This is a genomic window from Streptomyces sp. NPDC048211 (assembly GCF_043202315.1).
Classification (GTDB): domain Bacteria; phylum Actinomycetota; class Actinomycetes; order Streptomycetales; family Streptomycetaceae; genus Streptomyces.
Genome location: NZ_JBIDAD010000001.1, coordinates 214,813 through 235,675, shown reverse-complemented (window position 1 = coordinate 235,675; position 20,863 = coordinate 214,813). Strand labels below are relative to the sequence as shown.

Annotated in this window: 24 protein-coding genes and 4 tRNA genes; 10 read left to right on the top strand and 18 right to left on the bottom strand. The window is 69.3% G+C overall.

Going from position 1 to position 20,863, the window contains the following annotated elements; all coding sequences use genetic code 11:
• Positions 1-191 precede the first annotated feature (191 nt).
• From ACGFZA_RS01105 to ACGFZA_RS01080, 6 genes are all read right to left on the bottom strand, one after another.
• Positions 192-1,100, bottom strand: coding sequence for a hypothetical protein (locus tag ACGFZA_RS01105; RefSeq protein ID WP_393676339.1), 909 nt, complete (start codon positions 1,098-1,100; stop codon positions 192-194).
• A gap of 157 nt (positions 1,101-1,257) precedes the next feature.
• On the bottom strand, positions 1,258-1,980 hold the full coding sequence (rplA, locus tag ACGFZA_RS01100; RefSeq protein WP_385274758.1) for a 50S ribosomal protein L1: 723 nt from the start codon (positions 1,978-1,980) through the stop codon (positions 1,258-1,260).
• A 78-nt stretch (positions 1,981-2,058) separates the two neighbouring features.
• Positions 2,059-2,493, bottom strand: a complete 435-nt coding sequence (rplK, locus tag ACGFZA_RS01095) for a 50S ribosomal protein L11 (RefSeq protein WP_010058817.1) — start codon at positions 2,491-2,493, stop codon at positions 2,059-2,061.
• 177 nt (positions 2,494-2,670) lie between these two features.
• The gene (gene nusG / locus ACGFZA_RS01090) at positions 2,671-3,591 is read right to left on the bottom strand and encodes a transcription termination/antitermination protein NusG (protein ID WP_393676336.1); all 921 of its coding nucleotides are present in this window, start codon (positions 3,589-3,591) and stop codon (positions 2,671-2,673) included.
• Positions 3,592-3,664: 73 nt separating this feature from the next.
• Positions 3,665-3,952 (bottom strand): preprotein translocase subunit SecE, encoded by a 288-nt coding sequence (gene secE / locus ACGFZA_RS01085; RefSeq protein ID WP_073732696.1) that lies wholly within the window; start codon positions 3,950-3,952, stop codon positions 3,665-3,667.
• Between the two features lie 108 nt (positions 3,953-4,060).
• A tRNA-Trp gene (locus ACGFZA_RS01080) sits at positions 4,061-4,133 on the bottom strand.
• A gap of 247 nt (positions 4,134-4,380) precedes the next feature.
• Here ACGFZA_RS01080 and ACGFZA_RS01075 point away from each other — a divergent pair.
• On the top strand, positions 4,381-5,607 hold the full coding sequence (locus ACGFZA_RS01075) for a pyridoxal phosphate-dependent aminotransferase (RefSeq protein WP_393676334.1): 1,227 nt from the start codon (positions 4,381-4,383) through the stop codon (positions 5,605-5,607).
• A gap of 132 nt (positions 5,608-5,739) precedes the next feature.
• Positions 5,740-6,789: an adenosine deaminase gene (locus ACGFZA_RS01070; protein ID WP_385274767.1), complete on the top strand. Its 1,050-nt coding sequence runs from the start codon at positions 5,740-5,742 to the stop codon at positions 6,787-6,789.
• On the opposite strand, the gene ACGFZA_RS01065 is transcribed toward ACGFZA_RS01070, so the two are convergent.
• Positions 6,779-7,384, bottom strand: a complete 606-nt coding sequence (locus ACGFZA_RS01065) for a TetR/AcrR family transcriptional regulator (RefSeq protein WP_393676331.1) — start codon at positions 7,382-7,384, stop codon at positions 6,779-6,781. The two genes, ACGFZA_RS01070 and ACGFZA_RS01065, sit on opposite strands and share 11 nt — an antisense overlap.
• 87 nt (positions 7,385-7,471) lie before the next feature.
• Here ACGFZA_RS01065 and ACGFZA_RS01060 point away from each other — a divergent pair, with 87 nt between their 5' ends.
• Positions 7,472-8,107: an NAD(P)-dependent oxidoreductase gene (locus tag ACGFZA_RS01060; RefSeq protein WP_393676329.1), complete on the top strand. Its 636-nt coding sequence runs from the start codon at positions 7,472-7,474 to the stop codon at positions 8,105-8,107.
• A 13-nt stretch (positions 8,108-8,120) separates the two neighbouring features.
• Here the strand turns inward: ACGFZA_RS01060 and ACGFZA_RS01055 are convergent, their stop codons facing one another.
• The 8 genes from ACGFZA_RS01055 to ACGFZA_RS01020 all read right to left on the bottom strand — a co-directional run bounded on the left by ACGFZA_RS01055 (position 8,121) and on the right by ACGFZA_RS01020 (position 12,938).
• Complete coding sequence (locus ACGFZA_RS01055) at positions 8,121-9,176, bottom strand: UDP-N-acetylmuramate dehydrogenase (protein WP_385274776.1); 1,056 nt, start codon at positions 9,174-9,176, stop codon at positions 8,121-8,123.
• A gap of 70 nt (positions 9,177-9,246) precedes the next feature.
• Positions 9,247-10,677 carry an MFS transporter gene (locus tag ACGFZA_RS01050; RefSeq protein ID WP_385274779.1) on the bottom strand — a complete coding sequence of 477 codons (1,431 nt, stop codon included), beginning with the start codon at positions 10,675-10,677 and terminating at the stop codon, positions 9,247-9,249.
• Positions 10,678-10,752: 75 nt separating this feature from the next.
• Positions 10,753-11,301, bottom strand: coding sequence for a TetR/AcrR family transcriptional regulator (locus tag ACGFZA_RS01045; protein WP_393677586.1), 549 nt, complete (start codon positions 11,299-11,301; stop codon positions 10,753-10,755).
• Positions 11,302-11,502: 201 nt separating this feature from the next.
• Positions 11,503-11,931 carry a MaoC family dehydratase gene (locus tag ACGFZA_RS01040; RefSeq protein WP_393676326.1) on the bottom strand — a complete coding sequence of 143 codons (429 nt, stop codon included), beginning with the start codon at positions 11,929-11,931 and terminating at the stop codon, positions 11,503-11,505.
• A complete protein-coding gene (locus tag ACGFZA_RS01035) occupies positions 11,931-12,383 on the bottom strand; it encodes a MaoC family dehydratase N-terminal domain-containing protein (protein WP_385274785.1) in 453 nt (150 codons plus the stop codon). Before ACGFZA_RS01035 ends, ACGFZA_RS01040 begins: the two co-directional genes overlap by 1 nt.
• A gap of 108 nt (positions 12,384-12,491) precedes the next feature.
• Positions 12,492-12,656: a 50S ribosomal protein L33 gene (rpmG, locus tag ACGFZA_RS01030; protein ID WP_003956487.1), complete on the bottom strand. Its 165-nt coding sequence runs from the start codon at positions 12,654-12,656 to the stop codon at positions 12,492-12,494.
• 90 nt (positions 12,657-12,746) lie between these two features.
• Positions 12,747-12,819, bottom strand: a tRNA-Met gene (locus tag ACGFZA_RS01025).
• Positions 12,820-12,865: 46 nt separating this feature from the next.
• Positions 12,866-12,938 (bottom strand) — tRNA-Thr (locus ACGFZA_RS01020).
• 313 nt (positions 12,939-13,251) lie between these two features.
• Here ACGFZA_RS01020 and ACGFZA_RS01015 point away from each other — a divergent pair.
• Together ACGFZA_RS01015 and ACGFZA_RS01010 are read left to right on the top strand one after the other, a co-directional pair.
• Positions 13,252-14,538: an amidohydrolase family protein gene (locus tag ACGFZA_RS01015; RefSeq protein ID WP_393676323.1), complete on the top strand. Its 1,287-nt coding sequence runs from the start codon at positions 13,252-13,254 to the stop codon at positions 14,536-14,538.
• 34 nt (positions 14,539-14,572) lie between these two features.
• Entirely contained in the window at positions 14,573-15,229 is a 657-nt protein-coding gene (locus ACGFZA_RS01010) for an SDR family oxidoreductase (RefSeq protein ID WP_385274791.1), read from the top strand.
• 81 nt (positions 15,230-15,310) lie between these two features.
• Here ACGFZA_RS01010 and ACGFZA_RS01005 read toward each other — a convergent pair whose 3' ends face one another.
• Positions 15,311-15,760: a DUF523 domain-containing protein gene (locus ACGFZA_RS01005; protein ID WP_385274794.1), complete on the bottom strand. Its 450-nt coding sequence runs from the start codon at positions 15,758-15,760 to the stop codon at positions 15,311-15,313.
• A gap of 218 nt (positions 15,761-15,978) precedes the next feature.
• Between ACGFZA_RS01005 and ACGFZA_RS01000 the strand changes: the two genes are divergently transcribed.
• Positions 15,979-16,602: a hypothetical protein gene (locus tag ACGFZA_RS01000; RefSeq protein ID WP_393676321.1), complete on the top strand. Its 624-nt coding sequence runs from the start codon at positions 15,979-15,981 to the stop codon at positions 16,600-16,602.
• 461 nt (positions 16,603-17,063) lie between these two features.
• The gene (locus ACGFZA_RS00995) at positions 17,064-17,690 is read left to right on the top strand and encodes a hypothetical protein (RefSeq protein WP_385274800.1); all 627 of its coding nucleotides are present in this window, start codon (positions 17,064-17,066) and stop codon (positions 17,688-17,690) included.
• 765 nt (positions 17,691-18,455) lie between these two features.
• On the opposite strand, the gene ACGFZA_RS00990 is transcribed toward ACGFZA_RS00995, so the two are convergent.
• A tRNA-Tyr gene (locus ACGFZA_RS00990) sits at positions 18,456-18,537 on the bottom strand.
• Positions 18,538-18,751: 214 nt separating this feature from the next.
• Between ACGFZA_RS00990 and ACGFZA_RS00985 the strand changes: the two genes are divergently transcribed.
• From ACGFZA_RS00985 to ACGFZA_RS00975, 3 genes are all read left to right on the top strand, one after another.
• Positions 18,752-19,240, top strand: coding sequence for a YajQ family cyclic di-GMP-binding protein (locus ACGFZA_RS00985; protein ID WP_352123418.1), 489 nt, complete (start codon positions 18,752-18,754; stop codon positions 19,238-19,240).
• 150 nt (positions 19,241-19,390) lie between these two features.
• Positions 19,391-19,909, top strand: a complete 519-nt coding sequence (locus tag ACGFZA_RS00980; protein ID WP_393676318.1) for a methylated-DNA--[protein]-cysteine S-methyltransferase — start codon at positions 19,391-19,393, stop codon at positions 19,907-19,909.
• Positions 19,909-20,622, top strand: coding sequence for an alpha-ketoglutarate-dependent dioxygenase AlkB family protein (locus tag ACGFZA_RS00975; protein ID WP_393676316.1), 714 nt, complete (start codon positions 19,909-19,911; stop codon positions 20,620-20,622). The genes ACGFZA_RS00980 and ACGFZA_RS00975 overlap by 1 nt, the downstream gene beginning before the upstream one ends.
• On the opposite strand, the gene ACGFZA_RS00970 is transcribed toward ACGFZA_RS00975, so the two are convergent.
• Positions 20,583-20,858 carry a GlsB/YeaQ/YmgE family stress response membrane protein gene (locus tag ACGFZA_RS00970; protein ID WP_148020198.1) on the bottom strand — a complete coding sequence of 92 codons (276 nt, stop codon included), beginning with the start codon at positions 20,856-20,858 and terminating at the stop codon, positions 20,583-20,585. The two genes, ACGFZA_RS00975 and ACGFZA_RS00970, sit on opposite strands and share 40 nt — an antisense overlap.
• Positions 20,859-20,863 lie beyond the last annotated feature (5 nt).

The window sequence follows — 20,863 nt, the reverse complement described above, 5'->3', positions numbered from 1 at the left end:
CGAAGTCCGGGAGCTTTTCCACAGTCACCTGCGCAGGTCGTCCGCATTCAACGGATCCTTCGGTTGCCGTCACCCTTGCGGGTTTCAGCAACGACCAGCGGTCTTTGGCTTCTGCAGAAGAGTACGCGACGGGGGTCGCGCCGAGCAAATCCGTCCCGGTTCGTGTGGTCCGAGAGGTTTGGAAGCCCCTCCTAGGAGGCACTCCCGGCCGCGCCCTGCTGCTGGAGCAGTTCCTTGAAACCGATGGTCTCGCCGGCCGGCGGCCGCTCGACCGAGACCTTGGTCCCGTAGTCGCTGTAGAACACGGTCGAGTTGAGTTCGCCGGTCTTCATCTGCCCGCGCTCGGTCTTCTTCACCAGCAGGTCGTTGCCGTCGACCCAGATGTCGACCTTCTCCGTGGTGATCCCGGCGTCGTTGAGCTGCTTCTTGAGAGCGGTCAGCTGAGCGGCGTCCAGCTTCGAGTTCTTGGCGGTCAGCTCGGCGACGTCGACCGTGCCGGAGTAGTGCGTGGCCGTGACACCGCGGACCTGCTCCTTACCGACCTCCTTCACATCGCCGGAGGCCAGCAGCGACTTCACTCCCTGGTCGGGAGTGGTGTTCTGCATCTGGTCCTTCATCGCCGCCCCGGAGGCGCCCCCGAGCTCGGCGAGGTCGTCGTAGGAGTAGCTGATCCAGCGCTTGCCACCGGTCTGCTGGGCCAGGGCGGCGCCCATGTCGGCCGCGTAGCCGTCCTTGAAGTAGCGCGCCTGCATCGTGCCGGTGCCGCCGGCCTTCTTCATGGTGTCGGCCATGGCGCCGCCGGTGTAGGTGATCTCCATGGTGCCGGTGATGCCGTCGCTCCAGTCGAGCGCCCCGGACTGCTTCATGGACATGGTGCTGCCCATGACCGTGGTGCCCTCGACCTTCGCCGAGTTCGCCGCACCGGTCTTCTTCTGTACGTCCAGGAGCGCGGCGATCGCGTCGACCTTCACCACGCCGCTGCCCTTGGCCCTGGCCTTGCTCGTGCCGTCGTCGTCCGATCCGCCGCAGGCCGCGACCGTCGTCAGCGCCGCGGCCACAGCCACGGCCGCACCCACGCGCCGCACGGTACTGGTCCTCATATCCGCTTCCACCCCTCGTTCGGCTCTCGGTCCCCGCACGCTAGCGCACGGCACCGACAGCGCCGGTACGTATATACGAGGACGGGCCCCGCACCTCGAAAGGTTGCGGGGCCCGTCCATGTCACACGTGACACGGCGGTCGTACGAGCACGGTGGCTCAGACGGCGGCCGGGTCCTCCTCGACGAGGAGGTTACGGGTGCGGTTGGAGTCCAGCGGGATGCCGGGGCCCATCGTGGTGGCCAGCGTGGCCTTCTTGATGTAGCGGCCCTTGGCGGCGGACGGCTTCAGACGGAGGATCTCCTCCAGCGCCGCTGCGTAGTTCTCCACCAGCTTGGTCTCGTCGAACGAGGTCTTGCCGATGATGAAGTGCAGGTTCGAGTGCTTGTCGACGCGGAACTCGATCTTGCCGCCCTTGATGTCGTTGACAGCCTTCACGACATCGGGGGTGACGGTGCCGGTCTTCGGGTTCGGCATCAGACCACGCGGACCGAGCACGCGGCCCAGGCGGCCGACCTTGCCCATGAGGTCCGGGGTCGCGACGACGGCGTCGAAGTCCAGACGGCCCTTCGCCACCTCGTCGATGAGCTCGTCGGCGCCGACGATGTCGGCGCCCGCGGCTTCCGCGGCCGCAGCACGGTCACCGGTCGCGAAGACCAGGACCCGGGCGGTCTTGCCGGTGCCGTGCGGGAGGTTCACGGTGCCACGGACCATCTGGTCGGCCTTGCGAGGGTCAACACCCAGGGCAAAGGCGACCTCGACGGTGCTGTCGAACTTCGTGGAGGCGGTGTCCTTGGCGAGACGGACGGCCTCGAGCGGGGCGTAGTTACGCGCCCGGTCGACCTTGGCGTCCGCAGCGCGGAGGTTCTTGCTGCGCTTCACTTCTACTCCTGTGGTTTCAGAGTGTGGAGTCGTGGTGCGGACCAGCGCTTGGTCCTACCACTGAGGGGTGGGGCTGAATCAGCCTTCGACCGTGATGCCCATGGAACGGGCGGTGCCGGCGATGATCTTCGACGCGGCGTCGAGGTCATTGGCGTTCAGGTCGGGGAGCTTCGTCGTGGCGATCTCGCGGACCTGGGCGGCCGTCAGCTTGGCAACCTTGGTCTTGTGAGGCTCGCCGGAGCCCTTGTCCACACCCGCGGCCTTGAGGATCAGCTTGGCAGCCGGCGGAGTCTTGGTGATGAAGGTGAAGGAGCGGTCTTCGTAGACCGTGATCTCCACCGGCACGACCATGCCACGCTGCGACTCGGTCGCGGCGTTGTAGGCCTTGCAGAACTCCATGATGTTGACGCCGTGCTGGCCCAGTGCGGGGCCGACCGGCGGGGCCGGGTTGGCCGCACCGGCGTTGATCTGGAGCTTGATAAGCCCCGTGACCTTCTTCTTCTTGGGAGGCATGTGCTCTCTCCGGGTCCTAGTGAGAGTTTTCGCCGTCATCCGGTCATCCGGATGCAGGCATACCGCACAACGATAACGGGTATAGCTGCGCGACCAAAAACCGAGCAGGTCAGACCTGCTGTGACAGCCGGTCTGACCTGCTCGGTAGGCATGTGTCCAGAAGCTGGCGAGAAACCGCTAGTTCTTCTGGATCTGGTCGAAGCTGAGCTCGACCGGCGTCTCGCGGCCGAAGATCTCGACGAGACCCTTGACCTTCTTCGAGTCGGCGTTGATCTCGTTGATCGTCGCCTGCAGCGTCGCGAACGGGCCGTCGGTGACGGTGACCGAGTCGCCCACCTCGAAGTCCAGCACCTGGACCTCGACCTTGCGGGACGGAGCCGGCTTGCCCTCGGCCTCGGCGGCCTCGCGGGCTGCCTTCTCCTCGGCCTCGGGGGCGAGCATCTTGACGATCTCGTCCAGGGTCAGCGGGTACGGGTCGTAGGCGTTGCCCACGAAGCCGGTGACGCCGGGAGTGTTGCGGACGACGCCCCAGGACTCGTTCGTCAGGTCCATGCGGACCAGGACGTAACCCGGGAGCTTGTTCTGGCGGACGTTCTTGCGCTCGCCGTTCTTGATCTGGACGATTTCCTCCTCAGGCACCTCGGCCTGATAGACGAACTCCTCCACGTTCAGCGAGACGGCGCGCTGCTCCAGGTTGGCCTTCACACGCTTCTCGTAACCGGCGTACGTGTGAATGACGTACCACTCGCCCGGGAGGGTGCGGAGCTCCTCGCGCAGGGCGGTGACGGCGTCGACGGGCTCGGCCTCTTCCTCGTCGGCGGCTTCCTCGGCCTCGGGGCTCTCGTCCTCGTCCTCGTCGTCACCGGCTTCGGCCTCGACGGCCTCGTCATCGGCTTCGTCGGCGAGGTCCTCGGTGTGCACGGCGTCCTCGGTGTGCACGGCGGCCTGCTCGGCGGGCTCGCCCGCGGCAGCGTCGGCAGCTTCAGCCTGGTCCGGCTCCACAGCGTCCGCCGCCTCGACGATGTCGAGCTCGTCCTCGGCGGACTCGAAGGCGCCCGCCGTCGGCTCGACGGCGTCGTTCAGGTTCGGGTCAGACACGGTGGCTGCTTCTTCCTGGATACAAATGGGTGGAACATGCGAAAGGGGCGCCCATGAGGCGCCCTCCGCGGGATCAGCCGAAGACGTACTTGATGACCCGCTGGAAACCGAAGTCAATCACGGTAACGAGACCAATCATGACGACGACGAACACAATCACCACTGAGGTGTATGTCGTCAGCTGGTTGCGAGTCGGCCAGACAACCTTGCGGAGCTCGGCGACGATCTGGCGGTAGAAGAGCGCGAGACGGCCCAGAGGGCCCTTCTTGCCGCGCTTTCCGCCCTTCCGGGTCTTCTTCTTCGACTCGGGGACTTCATCCTCGGCATCAGGCATGTCGATGGAGCCCACGGCGTCCGTCACGCTTCTCACCTGATTCCGGGTCATGGCCGTGCCGCGCCCGGTGGAGCCGCGCACGGCGGAGCATTGAAGTACGTACATGCGCACACATCCCGGCGAAGGAGTGTGTAGCAGGGCCGGAGGGACTTGAACCCCCAACCGCTGGTTTTGGAGACCAGTGCTCTACCAATTGAGCTACGACCCTTTGTGGTTTCCACCAACCTACCGCATGTCCCCGGATGCTTCGGGTGCAGGAACGGTGCGGCTGGTGAAGGCCAACGACAGGTGAGTGTACGTGCTCAGAGGCCCGGCGTCGAACAGATAGCTTCCCGACCGTTCCTGACCGATGCTGCACGATGCCGTTCCGGTTGGCTGTCCGCATGGTGTCGGAGTGCTGTCCGCTCCCTGAAACCCCTGTGCCGACGGGGAATCCGGTCTGGGAGCATGGGGGCATGAGCGCTGCTACTTCTCCCTCCGAGCGCCGGGTCTCCGCCCGCATCGGTGCCATCTCCGAGTCCGCCACCCTCGCCGTCGACGCCAAGGCCAAGGCCCTCAAGGCCGCCGGCCGACCGGTGATCGGCTTCGGTGCCGGCGAGCCCGACTTCCCGACCCCCGGCTATGTCGTCGACGCCGCGGTCGAGGCCTGCCGCAACCCGAAGTACCACCGCTACACCCCGGCGGGCGGGCTCCCCGAACTCAAGGCCGCCATCGCAGAGAAGACGCTGCGCGACTCCGGCTACGAGGTCGACGCCTCCCAGATCCTCGTGACCAACGGCGGCAAGCAGGCCATCTACGAGGCCTTCGCCGCGATCCTCGACCCGGGCGACGAGGTCATCGTCCCGGCGCCGTACTGGACCACCTACCCCGAGTCGATCCGCCTCGCCGGCGGTGTCCCGGTGGAGGTCGTCGCCGACGAGACCACCGGCTACCGGGTCTCCGTGGAGCAGCTGGAGGCGGCGCGTACCGAGCGTACGAAGGTCGTCCTGTTCGTCTCCCCCTCGAACCCGACCGGTGCGGTCTACAGCGAGGCGGACGCCGAGGCGATCGGCCGCTGGGCCGTCGAGCACGGCCTGTGGGTGCTGACCGACGAGATCTACGAGCACCTGGTCTACGGCGACGCGAAGTTCACCTCGCTGCCGGCGATCGTGCCCGAGCTGCGCGACAAGTGCATCGTGGTCAACGGTGTCGCCAAGACGTACGCGATGACCGGCTGGCGCGTGGGGTGGATCGTCGGCCCCAAGGACGTCGTGAAGGCCGCGACCAACCTGCAGTCGCACGCCACCTCCAACGTCTCCAACGTCGCGCAGGTCGCCGCGCTGGCCGCCGTCTCCGGGAACCTGGACGCGGTCGCCGAGATGCGCACCGCCTTCGACCGGCGCCGGCAGACCATCGTGCGGATGCTCAACGAGATCGACGGCGTGGTGTGCCCGGTGCCCGAGGGCGCGTTCTACGTGTACCCCTCCGTGAAGGCGCTGCTCGGCAAGGAGATCCGCGGCAAGCGCCCGGCCACCTCCGTCGAGCTGGCGGCGCTGATCCTGGACGAGGCCGAGGTCGCGGTCGTCCCGGGCGAGGCCTTCGGGACGCCGGGCTACCTGCGGCTTTCGTACGCGCTGGGTGACGACGACCTCGTCGAGGGCGTCTCGCGCATCCAGAAGCTGCTGGGCGAGGCCAAGGCCTGACGCCCCCGGATTCCGAAGAGCGGCCCCCGGCTCCGGCCGGGGGCCGCTCTCTCGTTCGCTCCCCTGTTCGATGGGCAACTCGATGGGGAAAGCGGCTACCGCGGCACCCCGTCCATGCGGCAAGATCTTTGGATGGAGCGTGATGTACGGCTGTTGCCCAAGGCCCACCTGCACCTGCATTTCACCGGGTCGATGCGGCCCACGACGCTGCTCGAACTCGCCGACAAGTACGGCGTGCGGCTGCCCGAGGCCCTGACCGGCGGCGAGCCCCCCAGTCTGCGGGCGACGGACGAGCGCGGCTGGTTCCGCTTCCAGCGGCTCTACGACATCGCCCGGTCCTGCCTGCGCGCTCCCGACGACATCCAGCGGCTGGTGCGCGAGGCCGCCCAGGAGGACGTGGCGGACGGCTCCGGCTGGCTGGAGATCCAGGTCGATCCCACCTCGTACGCGCCCCTGCTCGGCGGGCTCATTCCGGCGATCGAGATCATCCTGGACGCGGTGGACAGCGCATCCCGCGAGACGGGGCTGCCGATCCGGGTGGTGATCGCGGCCAACCGGATGAAGCACCCGCTGGACGCCAGGACCCTGGCGCGTCTCGCGGTGCGGTACGCCGACCGCGGCGTCGTCGGATTCGGCCTCTCCAACGACGAGCGCCGCGGCATGGCCCGTGACTTCGACCGGGCCTTCGCCATCGCCAGGGAGGGCGGCCTGCTGGCGGCTCCGCACGGCGGTGAGCTGTCCGGTCCGTCCAGCGTCCGCGACTGCCTGGACGACCTCGACGCCTCACGGGTCGGGCACGGGGTCCGGGCGGCCGAGGACCCGCGCCTGCTGCGCAGGCTGGCGGAGCGCGGGGTGACCTGCGAGGTCTGCCCGGCGTCGAACGTGGCGCTCGGCGTCTACGAGAAGCCGTCGGACGTACCCCTGCGCACTCTGTTCGACGCCGGTGTGCCGATGGCCCTCGGTGCGGACGACCCGCTGCTCTTCGGTTCCCGGCTGGCCGCGCAGTACGACCTCGTGCGCCGCCACCACGCGTTCACCGACGAGGAGCTGGCGGAGCTGGCACGTCAGTCGGTACGGGGCTCGGCGGCGCCCGACGCGGTGCGGGCGGAGCTTCTGGCGGGCGTAGACGACTGGCTGGCCAAGCCGGTGGGCCAAGGCTCGGGGACCGCCCTCAGGGCGTGAGCCCGCTCAGCAGCATCCGGGCGATCGAGGCGGCGAAGGCGTCGAGTGACTGCGGAGGGCCGCCGGTCTCCGTCGCGTCGTAGGCGAAGGCCCGCTGGGCGCAGGCCCCCATCAGCAGGGAGGCGGCGGCGTACGTGTCGGCCTCGGCCCGTACCCGGCCGGCGGACTGTTCGGCGCGCAGATACGCGTCGACTCCGCGGATGGGCATGTGGGGGCCGGTTCCCAGCTCGCGCATCGCCGCGGTGTGGCGCTCCTTGAGCCTCGGCTCGGCGTACAGGGACGCGGCGATCGGGAAGCTCTGCTCGTAGAAGAGGGCGGCCTCGCGGGCGATCTCGGTGAGATTCCGCTCCAGCGAGCCCTCCCCCTCCCCCGGGTCGGCCATCAGCCGCTTCAGGACGCCGTCGACCTTGGGCAGGCGTTCCTTCAGCACCACCACGAACAGCTCCTCCTTGCTCGGGAAGTGCTTGTAGAGGGCCGCCTCCGAGCAGCCGGCGGCCCGGGCGATCTCCTTGGTGGTGGCCCGGGCCAGGCCGATGGTGAGCATCAGCTGGTGGGCGGCGTCGATGATGCGGGCGCGGGCCGGCTTCTGCTCCATGTGCACTCCAACGAAGCTTGACGAGTGGGTGAGTACCCACTCACTCTAGAGGTGAGTGAACACTTACCCACCCGAGGAGGGTGTGCCATGAAGCTCACAGTGTTCGGCGCCACAGGCGGCATCGGCCAGGAGATCGTCCGCCAGGCGGTGGCGGCGGGGCACGAGGTGACGGCGGTGGTCCGTGATCCTGCGCGCCTGCCCGTGCCCCTCTCCGACGTCACCGTCCACACGGCAGCCCGCATCGACGATCCGGAGGCGCTGCGCGAGGCGGTCGCGGGCCGCGACGCGGTGCTCTCCGGCCTGGGCGCACGGGGCCGGAAGGCCGACGGGATCGCCGAGCGGCTGACCCGGAGCGTGCTGACGGCCATGGAGGTGGAGGGGACCCGGCGGCTGCTCGTGGTGAGCGCGGCGCCGGTCGCCCCGAAGCCCGCGGACGACCCGCTGCTCGACCGGATGATGCTCGCGGCGATCGGCGCGATCCTCAAGGAGCTCTATGCGGACCTCACCGCCATGGAGGCCGCGCTCGCGGCCTCCGCGACGGACTGGACGTCCGTACGGCCTCCGAAGCTCACCAACGGCCCGCTGACCGGCACCTACCGGACGGTCATCGGCAGCAATCCGCGCAGCGGCCGGTCCATCTCCCGGGCCGACGTGGCGCACGCGATGCTGGCGCTGATCGACGACCCCGCCGCGGTGAAGCAGGGGGTGGGCGTGGCGTACTGAGGGGCGGACTCCGTCACAGGCTCACGCCGACGGTCACCGGTTCGTTGACCAGCGTGACGCCGAAGGTCTCGTGGACGCCGGCGACGACCTCGCGCGCCAGGGCCAGCAGGTCCTCGGTGCTGGCCGCGCCCCGGTTGGTGAGGGCGAGGGTGTGCTTGGTGGAGATACGGGCCGGGCCGGAGCCGTATCCCTTGGTGAATCCGGCCCGGTCGATGAGCCAGGCCGCCGAGGTCTTGGTGAGTCCCTCGCCCGCGGGGAAGGCGGGGGGCGTCACGTCCGGCCCGAGGCGCTGCGCCACCCGGGCGCGGAATGCCTCGAACTCGTCGTGGCCGAGGATCGGGTTGGTGAAGAAGGACCCTGCCGACCAGGTGTCGTGGTCCTCGGGGTCGAGCACCATGCCCTTGCCGGCGCGGAGCCGGAGCACGGTTTCGCGGGCGGCCGCGGCGGGAACGCGCTCCCCCTCCTCGACGCCCATGGCGCGGGCCGTCTCGGGGTACTTGAGGGGCGCGGACAGACCGCCCGCCTCTTCCAGCCCGAACCGGACACGCAGCACCACGAACCGGTCGGGTTCGGCCTTGAAGCGGCTGTGCCGGTACGCGAAGGCGCACTCGGAGTTCGGGATGGTGACGGTCTCCCGGGTGTGGCGGTCGTAGGCGACGACCTCCGTGATGGTGGACGACACCTCCTGTCCGTACGCCCCGACGTTCTGGATCGGCGTCGCACCTGCGGAGCCCGGGATACCGGCCAGGCATTCCAGCCCGGCGAGACCGGCCTCCACGCTGCGGGTGACGGCGTCCGTCCAGACCTCTCCGGCGGCCAGTTCGAGCATCGCCCCGTCCAGCACGAACCCCTTGGTCGCGATGCGCAGGGCGGTGCCTTCGAAGCCCTTGTCGCCGATGACCAGATTGCTGCCGCCGCCGATGACCAGGAGCGGGGTGCCGCTGTCGTCGGCCTCGCGCACGGCTGCGACCACGTCGGCGTCGGTCGTCGCGGTGAGGAGGCGTGTGGCGGGGCCGCCGAGCCGGAAGGTGGTCAGGGGGGCGAGGGGCGCGTCGTGGAGTTCCTGCACGGGGACAAGAGTACGGTCCGCTGCCCCGCCGTCGGGGCGGGGCAGCGGACCGTACGGGCGTGCCGGGCTCTCAGGCGGCTACGGGGACCCGCGCCTCGGCCGGGGCGGACTCCCGCGCCGGGGTGCTGCGGCGGCGCGGAATCAGCAGGGCCACCAGCGCGGCGAGGGCCACGACTCCGGCGCCGATCCAGACCGCGGGAACGGTTCCGTCCGTGAAGGACTGCGCGGAGCCGTATCCGCCCTGCGAGGAGAAGACCGTGGCGAGCACGGCGATCCCGAGGGCACCGCCCACCTCGCGGAGCGCGTTGTTGGCGCCGGACGCGATGCCCTGTTCGCCGGGGCGGACGCTGGACATCACGAGGCTGGCGGCGGGTGCGAAGTACAGGGCCATGCCGACACCGCCGACGATCATTGCGGGCAGCTGCGAGACGTAGGAGGCGTCGGAGGCGAGGGTCAGGGCGAACAGTCCGAGACCGACGGCCTGGAGGGCGAGCCCCGTCACGACCACGGGGCGGCCGCCGAACCGGTCGGCGAGCAGGCCGGCGACGGGCGCCACCAGCATCGGCATCCCGGTCCAGGGCAGCATCCGCAGACCGGCCTCGGTGGGCGAGTAGCCCAGGACTCCCTGGAAGTACTGGCTGAGCAGGAAGATCGAACCGAACATGCCGAAGAACATCAGCAGGCTGGCCGTGTTGATCCCGAAGAACGCCCGGTCCTTGAAGAGGCGCATGGGCAGCATCGGGTTCTTCGCGCGGAAGCCGTGGCGGACGAATCCGCCGATGAGGACGGAACCGGCGATCAGGGCGGTCAGGACGGTGGGGCTGGTCCAGCCGTCGGCGTTGGCGTTGACCAGGCCGTAGACGATCCCGAAGAGCCCGCCGCTGACCAGGAGGGTGCCGGGCACGTCGAGCCGGGGGTCGGGGGCGTACGACTCGGTCAGGCGCAGCCGGGCGAGCGGCAGCAGGACCAGGCCGATCGGGACGTTCAGCCAGAAGATCCACTGCCAGGACATGTGCTCGGTGAGACTGCCGCCGATCAGCGGGCCGCTGGCCACCGCCAGTCCGGTCGCGGCACCGAAGATGCCCAGTGCGGCGCCCCGGCGGGCGGCCGGGACGGCGGCGGTGAGGAGGGTGAGCGTCAGCGGCATCATGATCGCCGCACCCACGCCCTGGACGGCGCGGAAGGCGATGAGTTCGTTGATGCCGGGCGAGAGCGCGGCCGCGGCGGAAGCGCCGGTGAAGACGGCGAGACCGATGGTGAAGAGCCGGCGCCGGCCGAACCGGTCTCCGAGGGAGGCGCCGAACATCAGCAGCACGGCGAAGGTCAGGGTGTACGCGTTCACCGTCCACACGAGCTCTTCCGGTCGCCCGCCGAGGCTCTCGCGGATGGACGGCAGTGCGGTGGTGACGACGAGGTTGTCGAGGGCCGCCATGAAGCCGGCCACGCTGGTGATGACAAGGGCCCAGACCGCTCCCGAGCGGCCCTTCGTGTGCTGGTCCACTGCTCCCCCTGAGGGTTAGTTATTGATGACTAACTTTCATGGACAGAAAACCGGGCCGAGCCCGGGTGGTGCCGTTCAGGCGTCCGGCCTGGCCGAGGAGTAGAACCCGGACCAGACACGGTGGCCGGCCGGAAAGCCGAGCGAGGTCAGCGTGTTGGCGAGCATTCCGTACGCGAGGAAGGTCGTCGTCTCGTCGACGTCGGCCCCGAGCGCGAGGTGCACGTCACCCCAGAGCCGGAGCCATCCGGCCCTCGCCGACTCGCCGAACTCGTGATCCCCTGCCGCCTCGGCCGCCGCCACGGCCGCGTACAGCTGCATCTGCATCAGCAGCTTGTCGGGGTCATGGAGGATCAGGCGCTGGTAGGCCGTCGCCATGGCATGGAGCGCCGCCTCGCCCTCCAGCCCCTCGGCAGCGTCCATGAACACCTTGCGGGTGTCCTCCAGGCTCCGCTCGGTAGCGGCCAGGAACATGGCCTGCTTGCTGGAGAAGAGGCGGAACAGGTAGGGCTGCGAGACGCCCACACGCTTGGCGATCGACTCGGTGGACGTGGCGCTGTACCCGCCGCGGGCGAATTCGGTGATCGCCGCACGGATGACGCTCTCGCGCCGCTCGTCTGCACTCATCCTTGCCATGCGAGTAAGTTAGTACTCAATCACTAACTTAGTCAACCGGTCCGTCGGCGCCGCGCATACGTGAGAAGCGCGACCCTCTTGGATCGCGCCCCACACATACGTAAGAGGCGCGACCTCCATGGACCGCGCCCCACGCATACGTAAGGGGCGCGGTCCCACGGACCGCGCCCCTTACAACACGTCACGGCGGCGTCAGCCGAGCTGCACCACGGCGCGGGACTGGCCCAGCACCTTCTTGCCGTCGCTCATCGCCGTCAGGTCGACCCGCACCCGCTTGTCGTCCAGCAGTGCGGCCACCTTGCCGCTGACCTCGATCAGCGCACCCTTGTCATCGTTGGGTACGACGACCGGCTTGGTGAAACGCACCCCGTACTCGACGACCGAAGCCGGGTCGCCGGCCCAGTCCGTGACCACGCGGATCGCTTCGGCCATGGTGAACATGCCGTGGGCGATCACATCGTCGAGGCCGACCTCGCGGGCGAACTTCTCGTTCCAGTGGATCGGATTGAAGTCGCCCGAGGCGCCCGCGTACTGCACCAGCGCCGCCCGGGTGACCGGGAAGGACTGCGGAGGCAGCTCCGTACCGACCTCGACCGAGTCGTAACTCACCTTCGCCGTCATCACGCCTCCTCGGCGGCGCGCGCCACCAGCTTCGTCCACGCCGTCACGACATGCTCACCGGACTCGTCGTGGACCTCGCCACGCACGTCCAGGATGTCGTTGCCCGCCATGGACTTGACCGCCTCGATCGTCGAGGTGACCGTCAGCCGGTCCCCCGCCCGCACCGGACGCACGTAGACGAACTTCTGGTCACCGTGCACCACCCGGCTGTAGTCCAGGCCCAGCTGGGGGTCCTGCACGACCTGCCCGGCGGCCTTGAAGGTGATCGAGAACACGAAGGTCGGCGGCGCGATCACATCGCTGTGACCGAGCGCCTTGGCCGCCTCGGGGTCGACGTACGCGGGATTGGCGTCGCCCACCGCCTCGGCGAACTCTCGGATCTTCTCCCGGCCCACCTCGTACGGCGGGGTGGGCGGATAGGTCCGTCCCACGAAGGACTGGTCGAGCGCCATGAGCTCGCAACCTCCTGATGAAAGACGAAGGGGCCGCAGTACAGCTACAGCCCCGTACAACGACACGAGGCCGCCCCCAATGGGGACGGCCTCGTGTACGAGCCTGATTCAGCGCGTTTCGCGGTGCGCAGTGTGCGAGTTGCAGCGCGGGCAATGCTTCTTCATCTCAAGACGGTCCGGGTTGTTACGCCGGTTCTTCTTGGTGATGTAGTTCCGCTCCTTGCACTCCACGCAGGCCAGCGTGATCTTCGGGCGGACGTCGGTGGCAGCCACGTGAGTGCTCCTTGGACGGACGGTGGACGGATGAACGCAAAAAAAAGAGTAGCCGATCGGAGGACCGACCCCACAATCGGCTACTGTTAGTAGCGGTGACCGGACTTGAACCGGTGACACAGCGATTATGAGCCGCTTGCTCTACCGACTGAGCTACACCGCTTTGATGACTGAGTCCCCCCGCCGAAGCGGGGTTTCCCGATCACCAGAGCCCCAATGCGGAATCGAACCGCAGACCTTCTCCTTACCATGGAGACGCTCTACCGACTGAGCTATTGGGGCGAGCGATGAAGACATTACACGGTCGGTCGCCGATCGCCCAAATCCGTTTCGAAGCCCCATCCCGAGCCCTTCGCCGGCACCGCTCCGAGCCCTTGCCCCGCACCGCTCCGAGCCCCTCGACCGGCCCTTGATCAGCCACTCGTCCACCCCTGGCCCCACACGTGAGGCGGAGTCCCCCGCGCATCACAGCGGAGTCCTCCGCGCACCACGGGGCCGCGCCGGTACGACTATTTCGCTCCTCCTCGAACCCGGCCGGGCGCCCCCCTAGGCTCGACTCACTCTGTGTGACCTTGTCCCCTTTCCAGGAGCCGCGATGCCCGACAGTCAGCCGCGGCAGCCGGACGACCACGCGGCCGACGCGACCCGCAGCCCGGAGGGCTCCGCGCTGACGCTCTGCGGAGCCCGTCTCGCCGACGGCCGCATCGTGGACGTACGGCTCGGCGGCAGCCGCATCGAGGCCGTCGGCACCGCCGGCAGCCTCGTCGCACCCGGCGCCCGCGTGGACCTCCGCGGCCACCTGCTGCTTCCCGCCCCCGCCGAGCCGCACGCCCACAGCGACACCGCGCTCACCGCGCTCACCGCCGACGGCGCCGGAGCCGATGCCCCCGGGCCCGCCTCACAGCACCCCGACGACGTCCAGCGGCGCGCCACCGAGGCCGCGTTGCTGCAGCTCGGCCATGGCGCGACCGCGCTGCGCTCGCATGTGCGGATCGGCGACATACAAGGTCTCGGCGCCCTCGAAGCCGTCCTGCAGGCCCGTCGCTCGCTTCGCGGGCTCGCCGATCTGACCGCGGTCGCCGTCCCCCGGCTGCTCACCGGCGTCGCCGGCGCCGGCAACCTGGCCATGCTCCGCGACGCGCTGAAGATGGGGGCCTGCGGGGTCGGCGGGTGCCCCGACCTGGATCCGGACCCGACGGGGTACGCGGAGGCCGTCCTGGAGGTCGCGGCCGAGCACGGCTGCCCCGTCGACCTGCACACGGACAGTGACGATGCCGCCTGGCTGGCCCGGTTCGCGGCGATGGCCGGCGGAATGCGGCACCGGGTCTCCGTCGGCCCCTGCGGCGGCCTCTCCCGGCTTCCCGGCGACGTCGCCGCCCGCGCCGCCGACCAGCTCGCCGCCTCCGGTGTGACGGTGATCTGCCTCCCCCAGGGCGGCTGCTCCGGGTCGGAGCACCGGGACACCGCCCCGGTACGGCTGCTGCGCGCGGCCGGGGTACGGGTCGCCGCGGGCAGCGGAGCCCTGCGCGACCTCGCCAACCCCGTGGGACGCGGCGACCCGCTGGAGGCCGCCTTCCTGCTGGCCTCGCAGAGCGGGCTACGGGCCGAACACGCCTACGAGGCCGTCTCCTCGGAGGCCAGGCGCGCCATGGGGCTGCCCGAGGTGCGGGTCGAGGCGGGCTTCCCCGCCGAGCTGCTCGCCGTACGCGGGGAACAGCTGGCCGGCGTGCTCTCGCTGGCGTACAGCCGGATCGTGGTGCACCGCGGCAGGGTGGTCGCCCGGACCAGCGCGGTGCGCGAGTACTGCGACTCGGAGGCCGACGGCTCGTTCGGACTGCCGCGCCAGGGAAGACCGGATTCCGGGACCGGCGGCGGGCCTTGAGCGCGGCGGCCCGCTCCGGCGTACCGTCGACACCATGCGCATTGTCATCGCAGGTGGACATGGTCAGATCGCGCTGCGGCTGGAGCGGCTGCTCGCTGCGCGCGGAGATGAGGCGGCGGGCATCATCCGCAACCCGAAACAGAGCGAGGATCTCCGGGCCGTGGGGGCCGAACCCGTGGTCCTGGACCTGGAATCGGCCACCGTGGAGGAGACCGCCGAGGTGCTGCGCGGCGCCGACGCCGCGGTGTTCGCCGCCGGGGCAGGTCCCAACAGCGGTACGGACCGCAAGGACACCGTGGACCGGGGGGCCGCGGTGCTCTTCGCCGACGCCGCGCAGCGGGCGGGGGTGCGGCGTTACGTCGTGGTCTCGTCCATGGGCGCCGACCCGGACCACCCCGGCAACGAGGTGTTCGACGTCTACCTGCGGGCCAAGGGAGCGGCGGACGCGGACGTGCGCTCCCGCTCGGCCCTCGACTGGACGATCCTGCGCCCCGGGATGCTGACCAACGACGCGGGCACCGGGCAGGTCCTGCTCGCCGCGTCGACCGGACGCGGCCCGGTCCCGCGCGACGACGTGGCGGCGGCGCTCCTCGAACTGCTGGACACCCCGGCCACGGCGGGGCTGACGCTGGAACTGATCTCGGGCAATGTGCCGGTGTCGGTCGCGGTGAAGGACATCGCGGGTAACTGACCGCTCCGGCCGCTCCGGGGTCGCGGGGTCGCGGGGAGCTCACTGCTCCGGCCGCGCCGGGGCGGCAAGGTCGCGGGGAGGTCAGTCGCCCTTCGCGGGACGGACGGTGATGCCGTGCCGTTCCAGCAGGGCGGCGGTGACCCCGTCGCCCTCGCGCAGCTCGCCGGCGAACGTACCGTCATAGACCGCGCCACGCCCGCAGGAAGGACTGCGGGCCATCAGCAGCGCCTCGGTGCAGCCCGCCTCGCGCGCGGCCTTCAGTGCTCGCCCGGCGCCGTCCACGAACGCCTCGGTCACATCGTGGCCGGTGTCGTCCACGACGCGGGCCCGGCCGTCCAGCACGTCGTGGCCGTCCCCGCCGACGATCTCGGCGGGACGGCGGGGCGTGGGCAGCCCTGCGGCGACCTCGGGGCAGAAGGCCACCGGCCGTCGCCCGCCGAGGGCCGCAGCCATCTCCGCGGAGGCCTTGCCGCGCCCGTCGAACCGGCAGGGCACACCCCGCAGACACGCGCTGACCAGTACGGATTCCATGTCACGCCCCTCGTCACGGCGCAACTGAGAAGACCCCCTCCGAAGGTCGGCGGCCTTCCCGGTCGTGCCCGTCGTCTGTCTGATCCGAGTCTTCTCTACGGCGGGTGCTCTCGGGGTACACACCTGGGAGAGCATGGCCGGGGAGAGTGCGCGCTCGACCGGCCAGGTGCAGGAAAATACGTCGCCCGTCCTCATGCCGGCTGAGAACAATGCCGAGCATGGGGACAGACATTCACGGCTTCATCGAGTGCCGCTGGGATCGCTGGCTGGACGAGGACGACCGCATGTGGTTCCAGGCCATCGACCTCTCGCACCTCTACAACGGACGCGACTACGTTGCCTTCGGATGCCTGTTCGGTGTCCGCGACACCACCTCATTCCGCCCACTCGCCGATCACCGCGGCCTCCCCCATGACGTGTCCAAGGAAGTTCTCACCGCCTTCGAGCCCTGGAGTGACGAGCTGCACGGCGAGTCCTGGATCACCTGGGCGGAACTGACAACCGTCGACTGGGACGAGGTCGCGAACGAGGTCGACAACTGCGTCCACGAGTACCACCGAAGCACTGACGGCAGTTGGAACATGCACGGACGGAACTCCGGCCTCACCCGCTTTGCCGAACTCTCCGGCCTCACCGACCCCCGACAGCTCTACTGCGCGGGCAGTCTCTATCCCGAAGACACCGAGTGGCAGGACGGCGACCGGCTCTTCCGCATCGGCCGCCTGCGGCGGAAGGACGCCGTACCCGACAGCGAATGGGGCGCTGTCCGGTCGGTCATGCGCACGCTGGCGAACCTGCACGGCGACGAGGGAGTCCGCCTGGTCGTCTGGTTCGACGGCTGAGGTGAGGTGCCGACGTGGCAAGTGGCCTGTGCGCTTGGGTCGACTTGCCAAAGGGGCCCTTCGAGTCACCGCACGGCAGGACCTGACGAGGCGCACGGCACCGAAAGGGTGCGCCCCTCACCGGTGTTCTGCCGGAATGCGGCTTTGTGGAAACGCGGCACACCCCTCGCTTGGGTGACAACTGCGGGTATCCCACGTCCTTCTGTGAGCGCCTGGCTGTACCGCAGGACGCCCCCGTGTTCGGCCAGCCATCTGCCCGCCCCCGGCGTGCCGATACGCCCACCCTGTTCAGCCGCAGCCCTGCACATCCGGTCTGGCACGATTCCTGACGAGCAGTCGATTGCCGCGGACACCGCACATTCAGGTCGCATGAACGGCTAGCCTGGCGGCACCAACGCGCATAGGGGGAGGCATTGGCAGGAGTAGAAATCTTGGCGGCGGTGGCAACTCAAGCTGCGAGTGTGGCCGCCCGGGACGCCTGGAAGAGTTTTCAGGCAACACGACAAGCCAAGGCCGGAACAGCTCCTCCGCCAGACGCCGATACGGCGACGGGCCCGGAGAAACCAGGTGAAGACTTCGGGCAGGGGGTTCCCCTCCCGCTTCCGGTCGAGGTGCCTACGGCACGGCAAGACCCGCTCGCTGACGTCTTGGAGGCGTACTACAACAAGGTGGGGCGAAGAGCTGATGTCAGCTTCTTCGCAGCGATCGGAGCCGCACTACTCGGATACCTCATCATCGCCGCCGGGATCGCGGTCGGCGTCTACCGCTCGGACGACATGGTGCTGGCTGTCGTCATGACGGCCTCCGGCGCCTTCTCCCAGGCGCTTTCTTTCTTCTTCTTCCGGAATCGGGCGGAAGAACGACGGATGATGCTTCAGGTTCTGGCAGACCTGCGGGACGACGCCGAGAAGAACGTCCGAGCTGCACGCTCACTGGCACTCATCGAGCAGATTCAACAGCCGCTCCTGCGGGACAACTTGACAGCAGCGGTCGTCCTGGAACTGAGCGGGGTTTCTGCGGACCTGAAGAATATCCACGACTCGATGAACCTCTTCGGCAATGAACGCGCGGCCCGCACCTCCGAATGAGGAAGACAAAGGGGGCGATGACCCGCACCATCTATGCGGGTCATCGCTGTGCGCAATAGCCATCTGACGGCCGTTGCGGCGCAGTACCCGATCGGCGCTCGGCCGATGGGGAACGACCTCGACCACGCGGCCGGTCCTGCTGAACCCGCTATACGTCCGAAGAAAGCCCCGGGGTCCGAGACGGATACACCGCCCCTCCGCCGCGCCATCAGCGGTCGACGCGGTCCACCCTCCGCTCGTGTGTCCCGGCTCCCCGGATGGCCCATCGGGCGCCCTCAAGCCTGCAGAGCGCTCTGCCGGCTCCCGCCGAGCCGGATCGGCCAACTCCTGAGACCGGGTGCAGGAGAACCGGGGCACGCAGAGACACACCTGACCGGTCGGTACGCCTTGACCCCTCCAGCGCCCATGTGACCCACATCACACATGCGCCTCTCCTCCGCTCAGGTCCTGGACGGACCCCCACGGAACGCACGCCCATGGCCGACCACACCAGCACCCGCCCCCTTCTCAGGTCCACGCGGAGGCGCAACAGCGGGCTGACGGCCGGATGGGCTCATCGCTGCGGGGACCAGGCAAGCCGAGAGCAAGACCCACCCCCCGGGGGACAACTGGGGGACGCGCCCTGATCGGACCAGACCTGGGATCGAGGCGGGATCAGGTGAGACAAGGTGACGTTTCGGCTACCTCGACACCGAGTCGCCGCACACACGAGAAAACCCCTTCCGACCAGCTTAAACAGCAGGTCGGAAGGGGCTTCACTTCCAGTGGCGGCGCCAGGGTTCGAACCTGGGTAGGCTGAGCCGGCAGATTTACAGTCTGCTCCCTTTGGCCACTCGGGCACACCGCCAAGGGATGCTGCCGTGAGACCCGCTTTGCGGCGGTGCTCTGTGGCAACGACGTAAACGATACCTGATGCCCGGGGGTGCTACGCCACTGGATTGACCAGCGGCCGGGACGGGCGCGGGTGGCTAGGCTTTGGTGGCGGCGTGGCGTCTGCGGGCGCCGTGACCGCCCCTGTAAGCACTTCCTTTCCAGCACCCCGATACAAGGAGCCACACGTCATGGCCGACTCCAGTTTCGACATCGTCTCGAAGGTCGAGCGGCAGGAGGTCGACAACGCCCTCAACCAGGCCGCCAAGGAGATCTCCCAGCGTTACGACTTCAAGGGCACCGGAGCCTCGATCTCCTGGTCCGGCGAGAAGATCCTGATGGAGGCGAACGGCGAGGAGCGGGTCAAGGCGATCCTCGACATCTTCCAGTCCAAGCTGATCAAGCGCGGCATCTCGCTGAAGTCGCTGGACGCGGGCGAGCCGCAGTTGTCCGGCAAGGAGTACAAGCTGTTCTGCACGATCGAGGAAGGCATCTCCCAGGAGAACGCCAAGAAGGTCGCGAAGATCATCCGCGACGAGGGCCCCAAGGGCGTCAAGGCCCAGGTCCAGGGCGACGAGCTGCGGGTCAGCTCGAAGAGCCGGGACGACCTGCAGGCCGTCCAGGCGCTGCTGAAGGGCCAGGACTTCGACTTCGACGTCCAGTTCGCGAACTACCGGTAGGACACGACGGCCCGGGCCCGGAGCGGAATGTGCCGCTCCGGGCCCGGACTGCATGTCCGAATACCGCCGGTCCCGGCGGTTCGGGCGAAGCAGACTGGTCCGTGGCAGCCGGTGTTACGGCTGGCCGACGGACGAGGAGAGGGACGAGTCATGACCATGTACGCGACGGTCGACAGCCCACTGGGTGAGCTGCTGCTGGTCGGCGAGGAGACTGCCGGACCCGCCGGGACCGCGGCGGGGATCGCGCTCGTCTCGCTCTCCCTGCCGGGCCAGAAGGGCGCGGCGGTCGTCCAGGAGGGCTGGCGGCACGATCCCTCGGCGTTCGACGGGATCGCCGCCCAGCTGCGCGAGTACTTCGAGGGGCGGCGGACCCGGTTCGACGTCCTGTACGCCGACGGCCGGGGCACGGACTTCCAGCGCCGGGTGTGGGCCGCGCTGGACGGTGTTCCGTACGGGGAGACGGTGTCGTACGGGCAGATCGCCGAGCGGGTCGGCGCCTCCGGGGCGGGCGTACGGGCCGTGGGGACGGCGATCGGGCGCAATCCGCTGCTCGTCGTGCGCCCCTGCCACCGGGTGATCGGTGCGGACGGGGCGCTGCGGGGCTACGCGGGCGGCCTGGAGCGCAAGGAGCGGCTTCTGGGGCTCGAGGGTGCCCTGGCGGCGAGCTGATGACCGGGCTCTTCCCCCGGCCGCGGGCCGTGGTCGCACCGGGTGCCGTACACGTACCCGAGTGGCTGTCCGTGGAGCAGCAGCGGGAGTTGGTGGCTGCGTGCCGGGAGTGGGCGCGCGGGCCCGTTCCGCTGCGGCACACGGCACTGCCGGGCGGTGGGGTGATGTCCGTGCGGACCGTGTGCCTGGGGTGGCACTGGCAGCCGTACCGGTACACCCGCACGGCGGACGACGTGAACGGCGCGCCGGTCGCCCCGTTCCCGGAGTGGCTCGCGGAGTTGGGGCGGGCGGCGGTGGCGGAGGCGTACGGGCCGGAGAGTCCGGTACGGACGTACGCCCCCGACGCCGCGCTGATCAATTTCTATGACGACGCCGCGCGGATGGGCATGCACCAGGACAAGGAGGAGCGGTCCGGTGCCCCTGTCGTGTCGCTCAGCATCGGCGACACCTGCGTCTTCCGTTTCGGCAACACGGAAAGCCGGGGGCAGCCTTATACGGACGTGGAGTTGGCCTCCGGGGATCTGTTCGTCTTCGGCGGGCCGTCGCGCTACGCGTTCCACGGAGTGCCCCGGATCCGTCCCGGGACGGCGGGTCCCGGAACGGGGATGAGCGGTGGCCGGCTCAATCTGACGCTGCGCGAGACGGGACTCGGCGTCCCGGGGTCGGAAGCGCGTCAGCGGCGCTCGCGGGAGTTCCCGAACAGCAGCCGGTAGCCGATCAGCAGGACGAGCGAACCACCGATGGCCGAGACCCAGGTCGCCGGGTCGAAGAAGTCCTCGTTGTCGATCGTGCGGTCCAGGAAGCGCGTCGCTATCCAGCCGCCCAGGAAGGCGCCGACGATCCCGATGAGGGTGGTCCCCACGAGGCCGCCGGGGTCGCGGCCCGGCAGCAGAATCTTGGCGATGACGCCGGCGACAAGCCCAAGAATGATCCAGCCAATAATGGTCATGCGTG